Origin of the sequence: Acinetobacter terrae, assembly GCF_013004375.1 — a bacterium.
In the GTDB taxonomy this organism is placed as follows: domain Bacteria; phylum Pseudomonadota; class Gammaproteobacteria; order Pseudomonadales; family Moraxellaceae; genus Acinetobacter; species Acinetobacter terrae.
This window is the reverse complement of the sequence record NZ_JABERI010000009.1, coordinates 1-19,476: the sequence shown is the minus strand read 5'-3', so window position 1 is coordinate 19,476 and position 19,476 is coordinate 1. Positions and strand designations below refer to the sequence as shown.

Below are 19,476 nucleotides of genomic sequence, written 5' to 3'. Positions count from 1 at the left end.
TTCAATGGCGAGTTATTACTCAAGTGTAATTTTACTCCATGATTCGTACATTTTTACAGCGCTGGAAAAGTCACTGTCTTTTTCAGCTAAATTACTGGAAGCCTGAATTAAACTTTGGGTCAGGGCAATGACTGGCGCAGAAAGTTTGGCTTCACGAACCAGGTCTAAAGCAATGCCGGTATCTTTGGCTAATAACGGTAGGGCAAAGGTCAGAGGAAAACTACGGTTTAAAATACGCTGCGGTAAAACCGTTTCCGTTACACCGCTTTTACCACTGGATGCATTAATACAATCTAGGGCTTCGTTCAGGTTTACACCATGCGCTTTAAGGGCAGTAAACCCTTCAGCCACTGAGCAAAGATTTACAGCTAATAACATGTTATTAACCGCTTTAACCGCAAATCCTGCACCCGGACCACCGACATGTTTAATCAGTTTGCCAAAGGCTTGAATTGCAGGCAGGGCTTTTTCAAAAGCAGCAACTTCTCCGCCAATCATCACAGTCAAAGTACCTGTTTCTGCACCAATGGTTTGACCGCTGACAGGAGCATCCAGGAAATCTACATTTTGTAGTTTGAGTTGCTTTGCCAGATTTTTTGCAGATTCAGGAACACCACTGGTGCAATCTATCCATATCGCGCCAGATTTAATTTTAACAGTGCCAATCAGTTCTTCCACTTCTTTACTGGTCGGCAGGCAAGAGAAGATGATGTCTGCCTGAACCGCTTGTTTCAATTCGACTGCCTGAGTGCCAAATTCAGTTGCATGTTGTTTGGCTTTTTCGAAATTACGATTCCAGACATAGACCGTGTCGAAATGTTGAGGTAAATGGGCTGCCATGCGGTAACCCATAGCCCCTAAGCCGATGAATGCAACTGACTGAATCATGATGTGTCCTTTATATTTTGCTTGATCTGTGTTTTAGCCAAGTGGTCATAAATGGCCAGAACTCATTGGCACTGGCTCGGCTCGACATCAGCCCTAAATGACCACCGGGAATAAGAGTAAACGTGACATCTGGACTATTTGTCAATTCAATTAAAGGCTTAACCGCTTCTATAGAGACAATCTGATCGCTACGACCCGCACCCACCAATACAGAGCACTCGATATTTTTTAATTCGATATTCTTATCTTGTAATTGGATAATGCCATTTTTTAGCGGATTTTGTAGCCAGACATTAAAAATCATGTCCTGATTGATCCCCCCGGGATAATCAATCATGCGGTTGAGGAAGCGTCCCATCGTGGCGTGTTCGTATAAGGCTTGCGTGTTATCCAGATTAAGCAGCAGCTGCTTTTGACTTTGAATCCATCCAATAGGATCAATAATTTTAAACCCGAATGAATTTAATACTCCCGGAGTATGGAGCAAGGATTTAGGTAAAGTTTCAGAATAGATTTTGTTTTGCAGCGCTTTATTTTTGGCAATGAGTTGATTGACCTTTTGAAAAAGTTTACCGGTACGACCTGAAGCATGACTGTCTACCGGACTACCCAATACAATTAAATTTTTAACGTAGTTCGGTTTATGCAGTGCGCAATACAGCATGACAAATACGCCGGCCATACTCCAGCCATGTAATGAAATTTCATCGCTGTTTGAATGCTGACGAATTTTGGCAATGCAATGCGGAATTGCATCATCAATAAATGACATGAAATTGAGGAAACGGTCTTTATAGTTGTATTGTCCCCACTCGACTAAATAGACATCAAAACCACTATTTTGAAAATGCTTTACCAATGAACGGTAAGGGTACAAGTCATAAATGGCCATGCTGATTGCAAGGGGCGCAACAAAGACCAAGGGTTCTTTATATTGTCTATCCGGCGAGGCGTAATAACGAATACGGGTTTGTTTGTACTCTGCAATGACTTCATAGGGCGTCGTTTGCGATAAAACCAGCGATTTTGAATTAAACAAACGGGTCGACAGGTTTTTAAGCTTGCTTTTCTGTTTGGCAATTTTATTTTTAACTTGAATCATTGCTGCAGGTACTAACATATGAGTGGATTGATCGAAGTGTAGGCGATAATTATGGATTATACCTTGACCTTAAATACCATAGGCGCTCAAAATGTTGGCAATTATTAGCAACGGCAGTCCAAGGACTGGGTAGGAAAGATGAGCCAACAAGACGACATTGAATACCAATTAGATACTTTAGCCATTCGTACAGGTCATACACGTAGTTTTGAAGGTGAACACAGCGAGCCAATTTTCCTGACATCTTCTTTTGTTTATGAAAATGCAGCAGAAGCAGCCGCTAAATTTTCGGGTCAAGAACCGGGAAATATTTATTCACGTTTTACCAATCCGACTGTAGCAATGTTCGAAAAGCGTTTAGCTGCGCTGGAAGGTGCTGAACGTGCGGTGGCAACCAGTTCTGGTATGGCAGCAATTATGGCTGTTGCAATGTCGTATTTGAAAATGGGCGATCATGTCATCTGTTCACGTGCCGTGTTTGGTTCGACTGTATCTTTGTTTGAAAAATACGTGGCTAAATTTGGCGTAAGCGTTGATTTTGTTGATTTGACAGATTTGCAGGCATGGAAAAATGCCATCAAGCCTGAAACCAAACTCTTGTTTGTAGAATCTCCATCCAATCCGCTTGCTGAAGTTGCTGATGTTCAAGCCTTGGCGGATCTTGCCCATGCCAATGGTGCTTTGCTTGCAATTGATAACAGCTTCTGTACCCCAGTGTTGCAACAACCGATTAAATTTGGTGCGGACTTGGTGGTTTACTCGGCAACTAAATATCTTGATGGTCAAGGCCGTGCTTTAGGTGGCGCCGTGGTCGGTAACCACAAACTGCTTGAAGAAGTATTTGGTTATGTACGTACCACCGGTCCATCAATGAGCCCATTTAACGCTTGGGTATTCTTGAAAGGTCTGGAAACTTTACGTTTACGTATGCGTGAACATTCAGCAAGTGCACAGAAACTGGCTGAATTCTTGGATAACCATGAAAAAATTGAAAAAGTGTATTACGCCGGTTTAACTTCACATGTGGGTCATGAACTTGCAGCGAAACAACAAACTGGTTTTGGCGGTATTGTTTCGTTTGAAGTAAAAGGTGGTCGTAAAGGGGCTTGGAAAGTCATCGACAATACCCAATTTATATCTATCACCGGTAATTTAGGTGATGCGAAATCGACAATTACTCACCCAGCGACGACAACTCACGGTAAACTCTCAGCGGAAGCGAAAGAAGCTGCAGGTATTCGTGAAGGTTTAATTCGTGTATCTGTTGGTTTAGAAGATATTGATGATATTATTCGCGACATTCGTCGTGGTTTAGATTTAATCTAATTTTTTATAAACATTGATTTAGAAATTGATTGTTCGGAGAATTTTATGAACATTAATATGTTGATGCAGCAAGCGCAGCGCATGCAGAAAGATGTTGAAAGCAACATGAAAAAAGCCAAAGAAGAGCTCGCTCAAACTGAAGTTCATGCTGAAGCAGGCGGTGGCTTGGTGAAAGTGACCATGACTTGCCGTAACGTGGTAAAACGTATCGAAATCAATCCTGAACTTCTTCAAGAAGATGCAGATATGATTGAAGACTTGATCGCTGCTGCCATGAATGATGCTGCGCGTCAGGCTGAAGCGGTTTCTGAAGAACGAATGAAAGCGGCTAACTCGGGTATGGGCTTGCCACCAGGCCTTGCTGGTTTATTCTAAGGAATATATTGAGTGTTTAGTGATCGATTTGATCAGCTGGTACAAGCTTTACGTATTTTGCCAAGTGTTGGGCCGAAATCGGCTCAGCGCATGGCATTACACCTGATCATGAAGAATAGAGAAGGTGCAGTCGGCTTGGCGCATGCCTTAAATGAAGCAACGACCTATATCCATGAATGTAGCGTTTGTCATTCACTGACTGAAAATGAGGTGTGTGATATTTGCCTGTCACATGAACGCGATGATCAGCTGTTATGTGTGGTGGAATCGCCGGCAGATGTGATGGCGATTGAGCAAAGTGGCAGTTTTCGTGGCAAGTACCATGTACTGGGTGGGCATTTATCCCCGCTGGATGGTATTGGCCCTGAAGAAATCGGTATTCCGTATTTGATTCAGCGCTTGAGTCAAGGCAATGTTTCTGAAGTGATCTTGGCAACCAATGCCACAGTAGAAGGTCAGGCAACTGCACATTACTTGGTTGAAGCCACCAAGCATTTACCTCTGAAAATGACCCGTATTGCTCAAGGTGTTCCTCAAGGGGGAGAGCTTGAATATGTAGATAGTCATACTTTAAGTCAGGCAGTGCATAACCGGATGCGTATGAAATAAGTGCCATGCTACTTATTTCATCACTTTTGTTTAGCTTGAAATTTGAGTTTTCCTAGTTTCAATTAAGCTTAAACTTATACAAAAAATATATAAAAGCTGATTGTGTTTTGATTTAAACCCTAAAATAGAGTGAATATGCGTGCTAGATGTAAAATTTGTTATATCTAAATGTTATATATCGGTTAATATGTTTTTAAAGAGAATCTGATTTTAGACTCGGTAATATGTTTCAGTTCATTCAGCAACAAAAAGACTTAGATAATATTTTGCATTTGATGGGTCAGACATCCATTTATGGATTAGACACAGAATTCATCAAAGTGGATACCCTGTGGCCTAAATTAGGTGTATTTCAAATCAATGTTGCAGGTCAGGTCTTTTTGCTCGATGGGACAAGTTTGGATTTGTCTGCATTTTGGCAAAAATTATTTCAAGCACATCAGAATATCTTCCATGCCTGTAGTGAAGATATCGATCTAATCTATCACTATGCACAGCAAAAAAGCTTAAGCAATGTTTTTGATACTCAAGTGGGATTGTCTTTTCTGGGACACGGACTGCAAGTCAGTTATCAAAATGCATTGAAACAGATGCTTGATGTCGATATTGATAAAGGTCAAACGCGATCTGACTGGTTGGCACGTCCGCTTAGTCCTGAACAGCTGACTTATGCTGCAAATGATGTGTTTTATTTGATGAATTTATCCAATAAAATTCAGCATGAATTAACTGAAAAATATTTGCTCGATTTTGCACTCGAAGATTGTCGTCATCTGACCCATGAAATTGGTCAGGAAACTCCATTAGATTTGCTCTACCATGATATTGGTAATTATCGTCATTCGCGCCGTCAACTGATGCAGTTACAACAACTGGCTGTGTGGCGTGAACAGATGGTTAAAGCGCTGAATTATCCACGCAGCTTTATTCTAAAAAGTTCAACCATGATTGATTTGGTGGAAAAAAACCCACGTAATCCTTTCCAGTTATCCGGCATTAAGGATATTCGTCAAAATATCGTGCGCGATCACGGTAAGACCCTTCTAGATTTATTAAAATTCTTGCCAGAGCAGGCGGAATGGCCCCTTCGTATGGCACGTCCAATTCGTCATTCATCAAAAGATATTGGTGAAAAAGTCGATAAAGTCATTCAGGCGGTAGTAGAAGAAACCACCGTACCGAAAGAAGTGCTGATGCGTAAAAAATGGCTCAATGCACTGTATCAACATGTGGTATTTCATAATGATGAGCAGGATTTACCGGCTTATCTTTTAGGTTGGCGCTATGACCTGTTAACTAAGCCACTGATTGATGTTTTGCATGCTGACGAACAATACCTGTCTACCCAGATGAAGGTGGTGGAGTAATTTTTAAACAGGTTGATTAAAGAATTATCGTTTATACAAAATCAAGACTGATGCGTTAATAATCACTAATGTATCCGTCTTTTTTTTGCTGTATGCTTGAGCTAAGTTTTATGAGTACTGTTTCACCTATGCATTGTTCAATTTTCAAATCTAGCAAAAAAGATGAAATGTATCTTTACATTGCCCGTCCTGAGCCAACTGAAAACGAAGCTGAAGCAGCGAGTCCACTTGAAATTTTGCCAGAACCGATGCGTATTGCATTTGGTCGTGCAACTTTTGTAATGGATTTAGAGCTATCTGAAAGCCGTAAATTGGCACGTGTAAATGTGTTGCATGTGATTGACTCAATTCAAACCAAAGGCTTCTTTATTCAAGTGCCGCCAGAAGGTTTAATTAATCCTAATCAACCTGCCCCAGAAGGGTTGCGCGGTGCCTAAAGTCGATTCAGGAGTTGCACGATGAATAGTTTTCTTTCACTACTAGATTCAATTCCTGAAGACAGCATCGCTGTCACGGTTTATGTATTAGGCAGCATTATTATTCTTTGGGCGTGGTATGCGATTGCAAAACGCTTGCCTAAACCTTTGGGTGGAATCACGTGGATCATTGGATTTGCGATTTTACTCACGCCTACGGTATCTGAAGGAAATAATGCTTCCATCGCCCCAGCAATTTTTGGGTTGTTATTTGGCGTTTTAACCAAAGAAACTGTATTGGTGTGGTCAAATGCTTCTCTCATTTTATTTGTGATCGGGCTTGGTTTAGTGGTTGGCTATTTATGGTCAAGATACACAGCCAACAAAGCAAAATTTGTAGTACGCAAAAATAGTTCACCGCTTTAAGTAAAACAATAAGGTTAAATCATGTCTGTGGATACTCAACAATTTTCTGGTACAGATCAGTACATTGCGACTGATAGTTTAAAACTTGCTGTTAAAGCTGCACGTGCATTGCAAAAACCACTTTTGGTTAAAGGTGAGCCGGGTACAGGTAAAACTTTACTTGCAGAACAAGTCGCTGAAAGTTTAGGGCTTGAACTGATTACCTGGCATATCAAGTCAACCACCAAGGCGCAGCAAGGTTTGTATGAATACGATGCTGTATCGCGTTTACGTGATAGCCAACTCGGTGATGATCGTGTTTATGACATTAAAAACTACATTAAACCTGGAAAATTGTGGGAAGCATTCACCCGTGAACAACGCTGTGTATTGTTGATTGATGAAATTGACAAGGCAGACATTGAATTTCCAAACGACTTGTTGCATGAACTGGACAAAATGTCGTTCTTTGTTTATGAAACCGGGGAAACCATCACGGCGACACAACGTCCGATTGTGATCATTACTTCAAATAATGAAAAAGAATTACCGGATGCATTCTTGCGCCGTTGTTTCTTCCATTATATTGAATTCCCGGATGAAGCGACCATGCGCGAGATTATTGATGTGCATTTTCCGCAGGTTTCATCAGCTTTGGTCAATGAAGCTTTGCAAGTTTTCTTTAAACTTCGTCAAATTCCGGGTTTGAAAAAACCGCCTTCAACCTCTGAATTGATTGACTGGTTAAGCTTGCTGATGGCAGATGACATGCCGGAAGACATATTGCGTAACCATGATAAATCGAAAGCTATTCCACCGCTGTATGGTGCGCTGATTAAAAACGAGCAAGATGTCCAGTTGCTTGAACGTTTAGCCTTTATGTCGCGTCGTTAAGGAGAAACACGCATGTTTGTGCGATTGTTTTATACCTTGCGACGTTACGGCGTACCAGTATCAACACGTGAACTGATTGATCTGAATGAGGCGGTTGCTTCTGGTCTGGTTTTTGCCGATCAGGACGAGTTTTATCAACTCGCTAAAACCGTCATGGTCAAAGATGAACGTTTCTTTGACAAGTTTGACCGTGCCATGAAAGATTACTTTGATGGCATCTCGACTTTTGATCTGGATGATTTACTCAATCAAGTGCATAAATTGCCGAAAGACTGGTTCGATCTTGAACTGATCGAAAAGCATCTGACACCCGAACAGCGCGAAGAGCTTAAAAAAGCCGGTTCACTTGAAGAGCTGATGAAGATGCTGGAAGAGCGTCTTCGTGAGCAGCACAAGAAGCATCAAGGCGGTAACAAGATGATCGGTACGGGTGGCACATCGCCATTCGGTGCTTATGGGGATCATCCTGAAGGTGTGCGTATTGGCGGGCCGGGACGAAAGCGTTCTGCCGTCAAAGTCTGGGAACAGCGTAAATATCAAAACCTCGATGACGAACAGATTTTAGGGACACGCCAAATGCAAATGGCACTCCGCCGTTTGCGTAAATTTGCCCGTCAAGGTGCTGCTGAAGAACTGGATATTAATGGTACGATTCGTGAAACAGCGAAGCAGGGCATTTTAGATGTGCAACTGGTGCCTGAACGTCGTAACCGTATTAAAGTTTTGATGTTGTTCGATGTCGGTGGATCAATGGATTCACACATCGCCCAATGTGAAAAACTGTTTAGTGCTGCCAAAACGGAATTTAAAACTTTAGAGTATTTCTATTTTCATAATTGTCTATACGATTATGTGTGGAAGGACAATATCCGTCGCTCTAACACGCGTATGAACACATGGGATTTGTTCAATACCTATGGTCGAGACTATCGTGTAATTGTCGTTGGCGATGCCAGTATGGCACCTTATGAGCTAAGCTCGGTGGGTGGTTCGGTTGAATATATGAATGATGAAGCGGGCAATGTCTGGTTGCAGCGTTTACGTCAGCATTTTGAAAAAACCGCATGGCTCAATCCTGAAGAAGACCGTTATTGGCATTACACCTATACCATTGGTCAAATTAAGCAGATTTTTGAAGATCATATGTATCCCATGACCTTGAAAGGTGTGGAAGATATGACAAAATATTTAGCTCGTTAAGCAGAATAAAACTCAACGCGATCATTTTAAATGAAGGAATTCAAAAATGACTCATCAAATTAATGGTATCCCATTGCCAAATGAAGAAGGTTTCTTTGGACAATACGGCGGTCAATTTATTCCACCTCATTTAAAAGAAGCGATGGATGAAATTAATGTGGCGTATGAGCAAATTCGCCATACTGCAGAATTTCAAAATGAATTGGCAGATTTGTTTGCCAACTATGTCGGTCGTCCAAGTCCACTATTTCATGCCAAGCGTTTGTCCGATCAATTGGGTGGAGCACAAATCTACCTGAAACGTGAAGATTTAAACCACACTGGGGCACACAAAATTAACCATTGCCTAGGCGAAGCTTTACTTGCTAAATACATGGGTAAAACTAAAGTGATTGCAGAAACCGGTGCAGGGCAGCATGGTGTGGCATTAGCAACCGCATGTGCCTTAGTCGGTATTCCGTGTGAAATTCACATGGGTCAAGTGGATATTGAAAAAGAACATCCAAACGTTGTGAAAATGAAAATTTTGGGTGCAACCCTGATTTCGGTGACACGCGGTACAGCAACTTTGAAAGATGCCGTAGACAGCGCGTTTGATGAGTATCTAAAAGATCCGAAAAACTTTATCTATGCCATTGGTTCAGTGGTTGGACCTCATCCATTTCCGAAAATGGTGCGTGATTTCCAATCGATTATTGGTGATGAAATTAAAGTTCAGACCCATGACCGTTTCGGTTCGAATCCAGATTACATCGTGGCATGTGTCGGTGGTGGTTCAAATGCAATCGGTGCTTTCACTGCATTCTTAAATGAGTCTGATGTGAAACTTGTGGGTGTTGAACCTGCAGGACATGGTTTGGATACCAATATGCATTCAGCAACATTGACTTTGGGCAAACCAAGCCAATTGCATGGTATGGCTTGTTATGTACTTGAAGATGAGCAGGGTGAACCTTTGCCGGTACATTCAATTGCTTCTGGTCTGGATTATCCGGGTGTAGGTCCACAGCACAGCTTCTTGAAAGACTTGGGTCGTGTGCAATACTCAACCGCAACAGATCAGGAATGCTTGGATGCCTTTATGACATTGTCGCGTGTAGAAGGTATTGTTCCGGCGCTTGAAAGTTCACATGCAGTGGCATGGGCGATACGTGAAGCACCAAAAATGGCCAAAGATGTAAAAATTGTGGTGAACTTATCCGGTCGTGGCGATAAAGACTCTGATTATGTTGCGGAAAAATTAGGTTTGAACTAAATATAAATCTCTCTCTTGCACCATACACGGCTCATCTTTTAAAAAAAGGGACTTCCTCTTCCATTTTTATAAAGGGATATGTAAAAGTCTCCCTTTATTAAAGAAGGATTTAGAAGGATAAAAAAACCTCTCGAAATGAGAGGTTTTTTTATTGGATTTAAAAGCTTAACTGGCAATATATTGTTGCAGTTGATCAATCAGTTTACGTTGATCCTCCATGACGGCTTTGACCAAGTCACCAATTGAGATCAAGCCTATGAGTTTGTCATTTTCAACAACAGGAAGATGACGTAAATGGCGATCTGTCATAAGACCTAAGCAATCTTCAACACTGGTTGATTTGGTCACAGTTAATACTTTTGCGGTCATAATTTCACTGACCGAGGTTTCTTTAGAGGTACGTTCCATCAACATAATCTTGCGCGTGTAATCACGCTCAGAAAGAATACCGACTACTTTATCTTGGTCAGTGACCACAACTGCGCCAATGCCTTTATTTGCCATAAGGGAAATTGCTTCAAGTACAGTTGCTTCTGGACTAATGGTAAAGATGGTTTGTTCAATTTTGTCCTGAAGAACTTGTGCTACATTGGTCATTTATTATCATCCTTTGTTGTTTATTCTTTGACATTAAACTTAGCGCGAAATCAGAAAAATGCAAACACTTTTCAATTCAGAAACTTATATTTTACATTTCTCTGTATTTGGCTTTAACGATTTGCACAACTGCCTAAGCATGTTGTAAAGATTCAGAGAAAAAGAAATGACGCATTTGTTGAGTGGTCAATTTAAATTTTCGACTAGAAGAATTACATAAAGCAGGCGTGACTTTTAAGCGCGTTAATGTCGGTAGTAAGGATTCTTGAAAATCCTTGGGTGTGATTTTACGGGGGGTGTAATCTGGCCAATGTAACTGGGCATAGTTATGCGCTTGAGCACTGTTGAGCCAAAATGGAAAAATGAAGTCCTCATGGTCAGACATCATTGCCCAGCCTTGTTGGTGATATAAACCCCAGAGTACACCGCAGTACGTCATCGACTTTAAAAGTGTGATTTTAAAGAACAAGTCTTTAGGAATAAGGTGTAAAGATTTAATTTGATTCATACCAAAAGCATCTAGTGACTTCAGGAGCTATTGTAGGAAATTTAGATTAAAGTTCAGTGTAAGCTTTGAGAAACAATGTAAGAAAATATGTATTTAAAAACAATAGGCATTAAAAAACGCCACCTTAGTGACGTTTGGTTAAGCTTGCATGGTGGCTAAGTTCTGCCAATATTGTGCTTTTAGCGAGTCTCGTTCTACACGGAAACCTTGATAATAGAGTTCTGCTAGGAACAATGCTGCTTTACCATGCCCAGCACGAGCGACTTCTTCCAATTTTTGAACCGCATCTGCAAAATTCATTTGAGATTGAATAGTGTTTACTGCATCTGCATATGCATGTTCTAAGTCTTGATGAGAGAGTTGTTGAATCATATTAAACTCCTTATTGTAATTATGATTGCTAGTGTAAGACTTTTAAGTTCGTCTTGATACTAATTTAACTTGGTATTATTAAATTAATATTACATTAAACCTAAATTGTCAAACAATATATCTGGGTAGGTGTTAATAATTCAAGTTTACATGATTAAACAATGCACAAAATGATTTTTTATTAATATAGATATACGGAAATTGTTAAGTATAAGGAGAATAACATGACAAAAACATTAGATGGTTTGAATTTTGATTTGCCTCCAACAGAAGCTCAAATTATTGAGCTCGCTCATCAACATCGCAAAAATTTAGACGAAGCAATTTTTCATCAGGAAATTCATCTGGGTAATTTTTGTTTGGCTCAACGCAAAAGAGTTTATGATTTTACCCGTCAGTTGGATCCACAACAACGTGAACAATTTTATGATGTTTATAATGGCGAGTTAAAGCGTGTTGCGGATGATGACGAACTACATCCAGTTGATTCAGAAAGAGGTGTCGGGGTTTTTGCAATTGCGCTGGTATTGGGGATTATTGCGTTGGTACTTTACTTTGCAGTGATCAGAAACGTAATAGGATAAGCAATTGAGGATTGCTCAATTTCTGCTACAAGTGCTTGGAAATTGAGCAAATCTGCTTGTACTTATTTTTACCTCACCATACACTACCTTGAGTTCGAGGTAGGTTATGCATATCGCTATACAAAAAATTGTTCAATTAAAATCTGAAATAAAGCTTGAAAATGTTTATAACGTGCTCATTGTTACGATTATCGCAATTATATTAACCCTTGCTTTAATTGCCCTGCATCGACCAATTTCAGTGACACAATTTGAAAATATTGTGAAACTTTCATCCCAAGCCAATTATCCCGATACCCAAGAAATGGCCTTGCTACTGATGCAGCAGCATCAGGTTCCTTATGGTCAATACTTTAAATTGATGCAGGCGCATCAGTTGGAAATGACGCTGGCACATCAATTACCTCCTTTGCAGGCGGAGCAATAATTGTTTTAGGTGTCTGTTTTATTGAGGGTGAAGGAAGCGTAGGGACATGTGGAAGCAGATTTTGATTGAGTGTTGTTTGCAAAGCCTGTTTATCTAATTTGTCATTGACCACAATGAGTGTTAAGCGTTCAGGATGCAGATGTTTCCGGATCGCATTTTGTATATCTTGCGCAGTTATTTTCTCTAATAATTGTGGGTACTCATTCAAATAATCGGCAGTTTGGTTGTAAAAACCCATTGAGCCTAACTGGGCATTAATATTGGCATTGCTACTATAATTATTTGGAAAAGCCCGTAACATTCCAGCTTTGGTTTCTTCCAGCTGTTTTTGGTCAATCGGTTGCTGTACAAAATTGACCAAAGCCTGATGAGCAACTTGTATGCTGTCGAGTAGTTGGTCTTGTCGGGTTGAGTAACTAAAACTAAAAGTGCCGGGAACCTGGCTAAATGAAAACGAACTATAAGCCCCATAGGTATAACCTCGTTTAACCCGCAGCTCTTTCATCAAGATAGAATTAAAACCACTCCCACCAAACATTTGATTGGCAACTTCTAAGGCTAAACGATCTGGATCAAATCGTGTGGTGCCTAAATGCCCCATAATCACATGCGCTTGGCTAGAGTTGAAGGTCATGTGGCGAATATCGAAAGCCGATTTGTCGAGTGGTTGAGCCAGCGGCTTGGCTTTTTCGCCCTGTTTTAAATTGCCAGCAATGCGTTCAGAAAGTTGTAGTGCTTGTTTGGCATTGAGTTGACCGGTAATGGCGATATTCAGATTTTGTGCCACCAGAAATTGATCACTAAATTGTTTCAGTTGTACCGGGGTTATTTTACTGATACTACGTTGTGTTCCGGTAATGGGTTCTGCATAGGGATGCTTTCCATACAAAGCGCGATAAAACTGAACATTCATCATCCGGCTTGGGCTTTCCTGGATCTGCTTTTGACCCACCTGAGTATTGCTTAATACCAAATTAATACTCGATTTTTTGAAACTCGAATGATTTAAAACTTCCATCATCATGCCTAAAGCCGGCTCAAGTTTTTTAGGGTCAGAGAGCACCCTTAATTTTACAACGAACATATCCCGGTAAGCTTGGGCACTAAATTGAGCACCAACCCGTTCAAAAGCACGGGCAATGTCGTTGGCGGTATATTTTTCTGTGCCTTCATCAATCAGCTTTGCCGCCATATTGGCAATACCATACAAACCTGGAGCGATCTCTTCATCCCGTGCTGCACCTGCATTAAATGTCAGTTGAATATCGACCATGGGGAGATCTTGTGATTCTACAAACAGGGTACGGACTTTATAGCGATTTTTCAGCTCATGAACATAAGGAGCGCGTAATTGAAGCTGCTTATTATTGATTTTTAAACTTTGTAAAAGGGGGATCGAAATCAAATGGGTCGGATTGTCATCGCTAACGTTATTTAAGTCCACATCGGCAATTGCAAATTGAGCAGCAACAATAGAACTGAGTAAAACAATATGGCGTAGCTTCAACATGTAAAATTCCGTTATTGTGCTTTATTTTCGGGAGAAAGATATAAAGTACTGAGATTGTCACGGGTAAAATAAATATTCGCCACGCGTTGAATATCTTGAGGTGTTACAGTTTCAAAATGTTTTGGAAGTTCATCCATTAAGCGAAAACTTAAACCATTGATTTCTAAGTTGCCGATCATTTTGGCTTGGCCAGCAATGTCATCTTGGCTATAGACTAAATTAGAAACGAATTTAGCAGTCACACGTTCAACTTCTTCGGGTTTAATCAGTTCGGTTTTTAATAAATCAATTTCAGTTTGAATGGCTTTTTCAGCCTCTTGCAAACTCACGCCATCAGCAGGTAATGCGGAAATACTGAGTAAGCTGTCTCCACGACTATAGGGATCATACGAAACACTGATTGCGGTCAAAATTTTCTGGTCACGGATGAGTCGATTTTGCAGTCGTGAAGAAATACCACTATCCAGCAAACTTTTGATAATCGTTAGTGCATAGGCATCTTGTGGATTTTTGGCGGTCACTAGTGAACGGACATTCCAAGCCATATATAAATTTGGCACTTGTACAGGTAAGTTGAGTTCCATGTGGCGGTAACCAATGCGGTCAAACTCTAATACGTCATTTCTGGGTGGTGTTTTTCTGGCGGGAATGTCGCCAAAATACTTTTGTACTTGCAGCAAGGTACTCTCAGAATCGACATCACCAACAATAATCAATATGGCATTATTTGGGGTATACCAGTCGCGATACCATTTTTTGACATCTTCAAGCTGAATGTTTTGAAGATTTTTCATGTGCCCAATCACGGGTTGTCGATAATGACTGGTGGGGTAAGCAATCCATTTAAATCGTTCAAATGCAAGCGATCTCGGATTGTCATCTGTGCGTAAGCGCCGTTCTTCCATTACTACTTTGATTTCTGGATCGAAATCTTGCTGACGTAACAGCAAGTTGCTCATGCGATCCGCTTCAAGCTCTAAAGCCATCGGTAAATAGGTTTTCGGATAAAGCTGATAATAATTGGTGTAATTGGTAAAAGTTGAAGCATTGATACTGCCGCCATAAATACGGCTTAAACGGGTAAATTCGTCATTGGGAACTTTATTGGTGCCTTTAAACATCATATGTTCTAGAACGTGGGAAATTCCCAATAAGTTACCTGATTCATCACTACTGCCCACACCGTACCAAATTTGCGTCATGACCATGGGTGAGCGATGGTCTTCGCGAATAATCACTTTTAAGCCATTTTTAAGCGTGGTTTCAAAGGTGGTGCGTGCTAACTCACTCCGTGTCTCGGCATGAACCCATGGGATTTGCATTGAGAGCAAGGCAAAGCCCATGGGTAAAATATGTTTTTTAAAAAAAGACAGCTTTGGAAAAAGTGAGACGTAAATTTTGAGCACAATATTTACCAAAGTGATTAATTGTATTTATGATTATTTTTAAGAAATTCCTGTTTGAAAGCAAGGCGGAGTTGTTCGTTTTTGGTGTGTTGTACGTCTACTGGGGATTGCAAAGGAAATCTATGCTAGAATCCTTGTTTTTCAACGCAATGCTTTTCAAGGATTCGGCATGCAACAGCAATCTAATGGGCAAAATAAATTTTTGATTGATGCTGATATCGGGGATGACGATGTCACTTTACCGAATTTACCTGCGGTAAATGTACCTATTGTTGAAGCTCCAAAACAAGAACAAGCAAGTGTTTCTGCGCCTGTAGCCACAGAAACTGAGCAAGATGATGCATCTAAGAGTGGCTTTTTTAGCCGCATGAAAGTGGGCTTAACCAAAACCCGTAAAAACCTTGCTGATGGCATGGTGAATATTCTGATCGGTGGTAAAGAAATCGATGATGAATTATTAGAGGAAGTTGAAGAGCAATTACTGGTTGCGGATATCGGTGTAGAGGCAACGAAAACCATTATTGCCAATTTAACTGAACGTACCACACGTGGCGATTTGATCTATTCACATTCGTTGTATAAAGCTTTACAAGAAGAGCTGGTGGCGATCCTTGCTCCACGTGTCAAGCCTTTACACATTGATCCAAATAAAGCGCCGTTTGTTATTTTGGTGGTGGGCGTTAATGGTGTGGGGAAAACCACAACCATTGGCAAGCTGGCAAAACGCTTACAAGGTGAAGGTAAGAAAGTGATGCTGGCAGCGGGTGATACATTCCGTGCCGCAGCAACAGAACAGCTTCAAATTTGGGGTGATCGTAATAATATTGCAGTGGTTGCACAAGGTCATGGTGCGGATAGTGCGTCAGTGATTTTTGATGCCTTTGAAAGTGCGCGTGCTAAAGGTGTTGATGTTTTGATTGCCGATACTGCGGGACGTTTACATAATAAAAGTCACTTGATGCAAGAGCTCACCAAAGTTAAACGTGTGATGCAAAAAATTGATGCAACAGCACCGCATGAAATTATGTTGGTGGTCGATGCGGGTACAGGTCAAAATGCCATTAATCAAGTCGAAATGTTTGATGAGGCAGTTGGCCTAACCGGACTTACCATTACTAAACTTGATGGTACGGCTAAGGGGGGTGTGCTGTTTAATATTGCCAGTCGTACCCATGTGCCGATTCGTTTTATTGGTGTGGGTGAAAAAATCGACGATTTACGTCCGTTTTCGGCAAAATCGTTTGTTGCAGCATTATTTGAAACAGAAAAGTAAAATGCTTGATGTTTCACATAAACTCCGCCAAGTGCGGAGTTTGTTGTTTTTAAGCTAATTGTTTGATTTAAAAAACAACATCTAAAAATAACTTATTCAAAGAAGTCCTCTGGAAACGATTAGAATCAAAGGATATTAAAAGCTTGGGCATTCGTATTGGGGAGTACTGCTGTGGCATTGTTAGAAAAAATTGGTCATGTCCTGACGGCAGATATCACCAAAGATTTTAAGCTTAAAAAACGGGCTGCTGAAGAAATACACGAACTTACTTTTGTTGATCATTTGAAAAAACGTCGTAGCATCTATGTGCTGGGTAAAAAGGTTCATTATAGTCAAGCCTACTTGGCAGAACTTATTCAGGAAGCGGTACGAAGTTGTCCATCTGCCTTAAATTCTCAAAGTTCACGAATCGTGGTGCTATTTGGGGAGTCTCATGAAAAATTTTGGGACATTGTCAAACAAGTACAACGAAAATTGGTTGCGGTGCATGTTTTTGCCGGTACAGAGATGAAGATAAACCAATGTGCCGCAGGTTTTGGTACGGTTCTTTTTTATGAGGATCAGCAAACCATTCAGCGATTACAAAAGAAAATCCCTTTCAATGCGGGTGATTTTCCGGTTTGGTCAGAACAGACTTCAGGCATGGCGCAATATGCGGTATGGACGGCCTTAGCTGATTCAGGTATCGGCGCTTGCCTGCAACACTATAATCCGAGTATAGATTCAACAGTTGCTGACTATTTTAATATAGACGCATCGTGGTTGCTTCGAGCGCAACTGGTTTTTGGTTCAATTGAGCAAGACGCTGAGCTTAAACATGATCCGCAAGATGGCGATCGATTTAGAATATTGGTCTAATCGATGCTATGAACAAATAAAGCACTTTTTACAGGTGCTTTATTTGTTTTTAAATAAGCATAAAATTCAAAAAATACTTTATCAAATTGTTCTATAAATAAAACACAATGTCACTTTTTTAGTCATGCACTCATCATAGAATTAACCTAAGATTAATCTATCCTAATAATGTTTAACAAAAATCAGAAGAGGGTTATGTAATGTCATTTTTAGATCAGATGAAACAACGCCGTACGATTTACGCAATTGGTAAAAATGTTCTATTAACACAAGATAAAATTGAAGAAATCATTAAAGAGGCGGTTCGTAATAGCCCATCCGCTTTTAATTCACAAACGTCGCGAGTGGTTACGCTATATGGTGATTCGCATACCAAATTCTGGAATATCGTACGTGAAACACTACGTAAAATGGTGCCAGAAGATGCCTTTGAAAAGACCGATGCAAAAATTAATAGTTTTGCAGCTGGTTATGGCACCGTTTTATTTTTCGAAGATCAAGATGTTGTAAAGTCGTTGCAAGAACAATTTGCTTTATATGCGGATCATTTCCCAGCATGGTCAGAACATTCAAGCGCTATTGCACAGTTTGCCGTATGGACGGCATTGGCAGAGCAACATGTCGGGGCTTCATTGCAGCATTATCATCCTGTAATTGATGAGGAAGTTGCAGAGACTTTTGATATTCCTAAAAACTGGAGATTACGTGCTCAATTGGTGTTTGGCTCAATCGAAGCACCTGCGGGAGAAAAAACATTTATGGATGATAAAGAGCGCTTTAAGAAATTTGACTAAATTTTTCTTAATTTAAAATTATAGAGAGCGTTATTTCACGCTCTTTTTTATGGCTAAAAAAGACTTCAATATTTATATCTACGAAGTTGCAAAGCTTATCTCAACAAAGTCTTGAAAATGCTCGTGTATTGAAAATGGCTTTGTCATAAAATCGTCATTTATACATTGCATAGTGCAATTCAATTTTAACAATGAAAGAAGAGAAAGCAGAATGGCTTTAAGATTAACTTTTGCTGCAGCTGCATTAATGATAAGTAGTGCTACATTTTCGGCGGTCACGATTACAGCACCTGAAGAAATCAAAATTGTTGCGGTAAATGATCAGGAAGTTAATACTGGATTATTCCGTTCTGCGAATAATCAATATAAAGTCGATGCAGGTGAAAGTAATATTAGTGTGCGTTACACCCAATATTTTGAGCACCTGAATGGTGAGCACGACATTGTGAAGTCTGGTGTGGTAACGATAAAGACTCCATCATTAAAAGATGGTGAAAATTACCGATTAGATTTAATTAATGCACCAGCAAGCTTTGAAGCTGCAAAAAAATATGCTGAACAACCTGTCGTTGCTTTGGTTGATAAAAATAAACAAATCCTGGTTCAGCAAACTGGTGCAAACACAGAGCAAAAACCTTGGCTGGGACAAGGCATTTTTGCAAAAGCCACAGATTTAACGCAAAAGAAATCAACACCAGTGAATCAGCCAGCACCAGTTTATACACAAGCAGCAGTTATTTCAGGTGCTGCTTTACCAGCGAGCTTAAATTCTAGCGTATCAACTCATTCTGCAAATACCGCAGATCAGCAACTGATTCAGCTGTGGAAAAATTCGAATAAAGCCGAACGTCAAAAATTTATGGCTTGGTTGGCTGAACAAGCAAACTGATTCATGGGTTCATTCATTTAAAGAAAAAACTAGCCAAAGCTGGTTTTTTCTTTTTATAGATGCAGTTGTGAAATAGGAATTAGTGTTTTAGAGATAAGAAATGGCAGTAAAAAGACTTAAAAAGTGAGAAAAACAGCATTTTAGTTTAAAAAATAAACAGTCGATTCTGTTTTTAGGTTATTTTGATAAATAGGGGTTGCACCCATTTAGAAACTGTATAGAATACGCGGCATACCAACGAGATATGTTGAAACGAACGAAGCGCGAAGCGTTGAGTTGTTGAGATTATCTTGTTGCTTCTTGTCTCTGATGAAGAGCAAGATAGATCATTAAGAGATTATGAAGAACAACTTGTGTGGATTTTTACCGGTTGATCGATCGAAATTATTTTCATTGATTGATGGTAGAAATTACTCGAAGT

At 40.2% G+C, this 19,476-nt stretch carries 22 protein-coding genes; 15 read left to right on the top strand and 7 right to left on the bottom strand.

What is annotated here, in order from left to right; translation table 11 throughout:
* Positions 1 to 15: 15 nt before the first annotated feature.
* Positions 16 to 888, bottom strand: a complete 873-nt coding sequence (locus HLH14_RS04890) for an NAD(P)-dependent oxidoreductase (RefSeq protein WP_067724750.1) — start codon at positions 886 to 888, stop codon at positions 16 to 18.
* A gap of 10 nt (positions 889 to 898) precedes the next feature.
* Entirely contained in the window at positions 899 to 1,990 is a 1,092-nt protein-coding gene (locus HLH14_RS04885) for an alpha/beta fold hydrolase (RefSeq protein WP_067724794.1), read from the bottom strand.
* A 138-nt stretch (positions 1,991 to 2,128) separates the two neighbouring features.
* On the opposite strand from HLH14_RS04885, the gene HLH14_RS04880 reads away from it, so the two are divergent.
* The 9 genes from HLH14_RS04880 (at position 2,129) to trpB (ending at position 9,837) form a co-directional block, all read left to right on the top strand.
* Positions 2,129 to 3,316 (top strand): O-succinylhomoserine sulfhydrylase, encoded by a 1,188-nt coding sequence (locus HLH14_RS04880; RefSeq protein ID WP_067724752.1) that lies wholly within the window; start codon positions 2,129 to 2,131, stop codon positions 3,314 to 3,316.
* Positions 3,317 to 3,361: 45 nt separating this feature from the next.
* Positions 3,362 to 3,691: a YbaB/EbfC family nucleoid-associated protein gene (locus HLH14_RS04875; protein ID WP_067724754.1), complete on the top strand. Its 330-nt coding sequence runs from the start codon at positions 3,362 to 3,364 to the stop codon at positions 3,689 to 3,691.
* A gap of 12 nt (positions 3,692 to 3,703) precedes the next feature.
* On the top strand, positions 3,704 to 4,300 hold the full coding sequence (gene recR, locus HLH14_RS04870) for a recombination mediator RecR (RefSeq protein WP_067724756.1): 597 nt from the start codon (positions 3,704 to 3,706) through the stop codon (positions 4,298 to 4,300).
* Positions 4,301 to 4,524: 224 nt separating this feature from the next.
* On the top strand, positions 4,525 to 5,667 hold the full coding sequence (locus HLH14_RS04865; protein WP_067724758.1) for a ribonuclease D: 1,143 nt from the start codon (positions 4,525 to 4,527) through the stop codon (positions 5,665 to 5,667).
* Between the two features lie 128 nt (positions 5,668 to 5,795).
* Positions 5,796 to 6,104, top strand: a complete 309-nt coding sequence (locus HLH14_RS04860; protein WP_067724796.1) for a YcgL domain-containing protein — start codon at positions 5,796 to 5,798, stop codon at positions 6,102 to 6,104.
* Between the two features lie 21 nt (positions 6,105 to 6,125).
* Positions 6,126 to 6,509 carry a hypothetical protein gene (locus HLH14_RS04855; RefSeq protein WP_067724760.1) on the top strand — a complete coding sequence of 128 codons (384 nt, stop codon included), beginning with the start codon at positions 6,126 to 6,128 and terminating at the stop codon, positions 6,507 to 6,509.
* Between the two features lie 21 nt (positions 6,510 to 6,530).
* The gene (locus tag HLH14_RS04850; RefSeq protein ID WP_067724762.1) at positions 6,531 to 7,382 is read left to right on the top strand and encodes an AAA family ATPase; all 852 of its coding nucleotides are present in this window, start codon (positions 6,531 to 6,533) and stop codon (positions 7,380 to 7,382) included.
* A gap of 12 nt (positions 7,383 to 7,394) precedes the next feature.
* Entirely contained in the window at positions 7,395 to 8,582 is a 1,188-nt protein-coding gene (locus HLH14_RS04845) for a vWA domain-containing protein (RefSeq protein WP_171532768.1), read from the top strand.
* A 46-nt stretch (positions 8,583 to 8,628) separates the two neighbouring features.
* Complete coding sequence (trpB, locus tag HLH14_RS04840; RefSeq protein WP_067724766.1) at positions 8,629 to 9,837, top strand: tryptophan synthase subunit beta; 1,209 nt, start codon at positions 8,629 to 8,631, stop codon at positions 9,835 to 9,837.
* 165 nt (positions 9,838 to 10,002) lie between these two features.
* On the opposite strand, the gene HLH14_RS04835 is transcribed toward trpB, so the two are convergent.
* The 3 genes from HLH14_RS04835 to HLH14_RS04825 all read right to left on the bottom strand — a co-directional run bounded on the left by HLH14_RS04835 (position 10,003) and on the right by HLH14_RS04825 (position 11,314).
* Positions 10,003 to 10,434, bottom strand: a complete 432-nt coding sequence (locus HLH14_RS04835) for a CBS domain-containing protein (RefSeq protein ID WP_067724768.1) — start codon at positions 10,432 to 10,434, stop codon at positions 10,003 to 10,005.
* 133 nt (positions 10,435 to 10,567) lie between these two features.
* Complete coding sequence (locus HLH14_RS04830; RefSeq protein WP_067724771.1) at positions 10,568 to 10,942, bottom strand: DUF2750 domain-containing protein; 375 nt, start codon at positions 10,940 to 10,942, stop codon at positions 10,568 to 10,570.
* Positions 10,943 to 11,080: 138 nt separating this feature from the next.
* Positions 11,081 to 11,314, bottom strand: a complete 234-nt coding sequence (locus tag HLH14_RS04825; protein ID WP_067724773.1) for an SEL1-like repeat protein — start codon at positions 11,312 to 11,314, stop codon at positions 11,081 to 11,083.
* Between the two features lie 224 nt (positions 11,315 to 11,538).
* On the opposite strand from HLH14_RS04825, the gene HLH14_RS04820 reads away from it, so the two are divergent.
* Positions 11,539 to 11,898, top strand: a complete 360-nt coding sequence (locus HLH14_RS04820) for a hypothetical protein (RefSeq protein ID WP_067724774.1) — start codon at positions 11,539 to 11,541, stop codon at positions 11,896 to 11,898.
* A 106-nt stretch (positions 11,899 to 12,004) separates the two neighbouring features.
* Positions 12,005 to 12,325, top strand: coding sequence for a hypothetical protein (locus HLH14_RS04815; RefSeq protein WP_171532767.1), 321 nt, complete (start codon positions 12,005 to 12,007; stop codon positions 12,323 to 12,325).
* Here HLH14_RS04815 and HLH14_RS04810 read toward each other — a convergent pair.
* Together HLH14_RS04810 and HLH14_RS04805 are read right to left on the bottom strand one after the other, a co-directional pair.
* Positions 12,252 to 13,835, bottom strand: coding sequence for an insulinase family protein (locus HLH14_RS04810; RefSeq protein ID WP_067724778.1), 1,584 nt, complete (start codon positions 13,833 to 13,835; stop codon positions 12,252 to 12,254). The genes HLH14_RS04815 and HLH14_RS04810 overlap by 74 nt on opposite strands.
* A gap of 11 nt (positions 13,836 to 13,846) precedes the next feature.
* Positions 13,847 to 15,157, bottom strand: a complete 1,311-nt coding sequence (locus tag HLH14_RS04805) for a M16 family metallopeptidase (protein ID WP_378321127.1) — start codon at positions 15,155 to 15,157, stop codon at positions 13,847 to 13,849.
* A gap of 253 nt (positions 15,158 to 15,410) precedes the next feature.
* Between HLH14_RS04805 and ftsY the strand changes: the two genes are divergently transcribed.
* The 4 genes from ftsY (at position 15,411) to HLH14_RS04785 (ending at position 19,055) form a co-directional block, all read left to right on the top strand.
* Positions 15,411 to 16,514: a signal recognition particle-docking protein FtsY gene (gene ftsY, locus HLH14_RS04800; RefSeq protein WP_067724780.1), complete on the top strand. Its 1,104-nt coding sequence runs from the start codon at positions 15,411 to 15,413 to the stop codon at positions 16,512 to 16,514.
* A 171-nt stretch (positions 16,515 to 16,685) separates the two neighbouring features.
* The gene (locus HLH14_RS04795; protein WP_067724782.1) at positions 16,686 to 17,372 is read left to right on the top strand and encodes a nitroreductase family protein; all 687 of its coding nucleotides are present in this window, start codon (positions 16,686 to 16,688) and stop codon (positions 17,370 to 17,372) included.
* Positions 17,373 to 17,572: 200 nt separating this feature from the next.
* Positions 17,573 to 18,166 carry a nitroreductase family protein gene (locus tag HLH14_RS04790; RefSeq protein ID WP_067724785.1) on the top strand — a complete coding sequence of 198 codons (594 nt, stop codon included), beginning with the start codon at positions 17,573 to 17,575 and terminating at the stop codon, positions 18,164 to 18,166.
* 211 nt (positions 18,167 to 18,377) lie between these two features.
* Positions 18,378 to 19,055, top strand: a complete 678-nt coding sequence (locus tag HLH14_RS04785) for a DUF2057 domain-containing protein (RefSeq protein WP_067724787.1) — start codon at positions 18,378 to 18,380, stop codon at positions 19,053 to 19,055.
* Positions 19,056 to 19,476 lie beyond the last annotated feature (421 nt).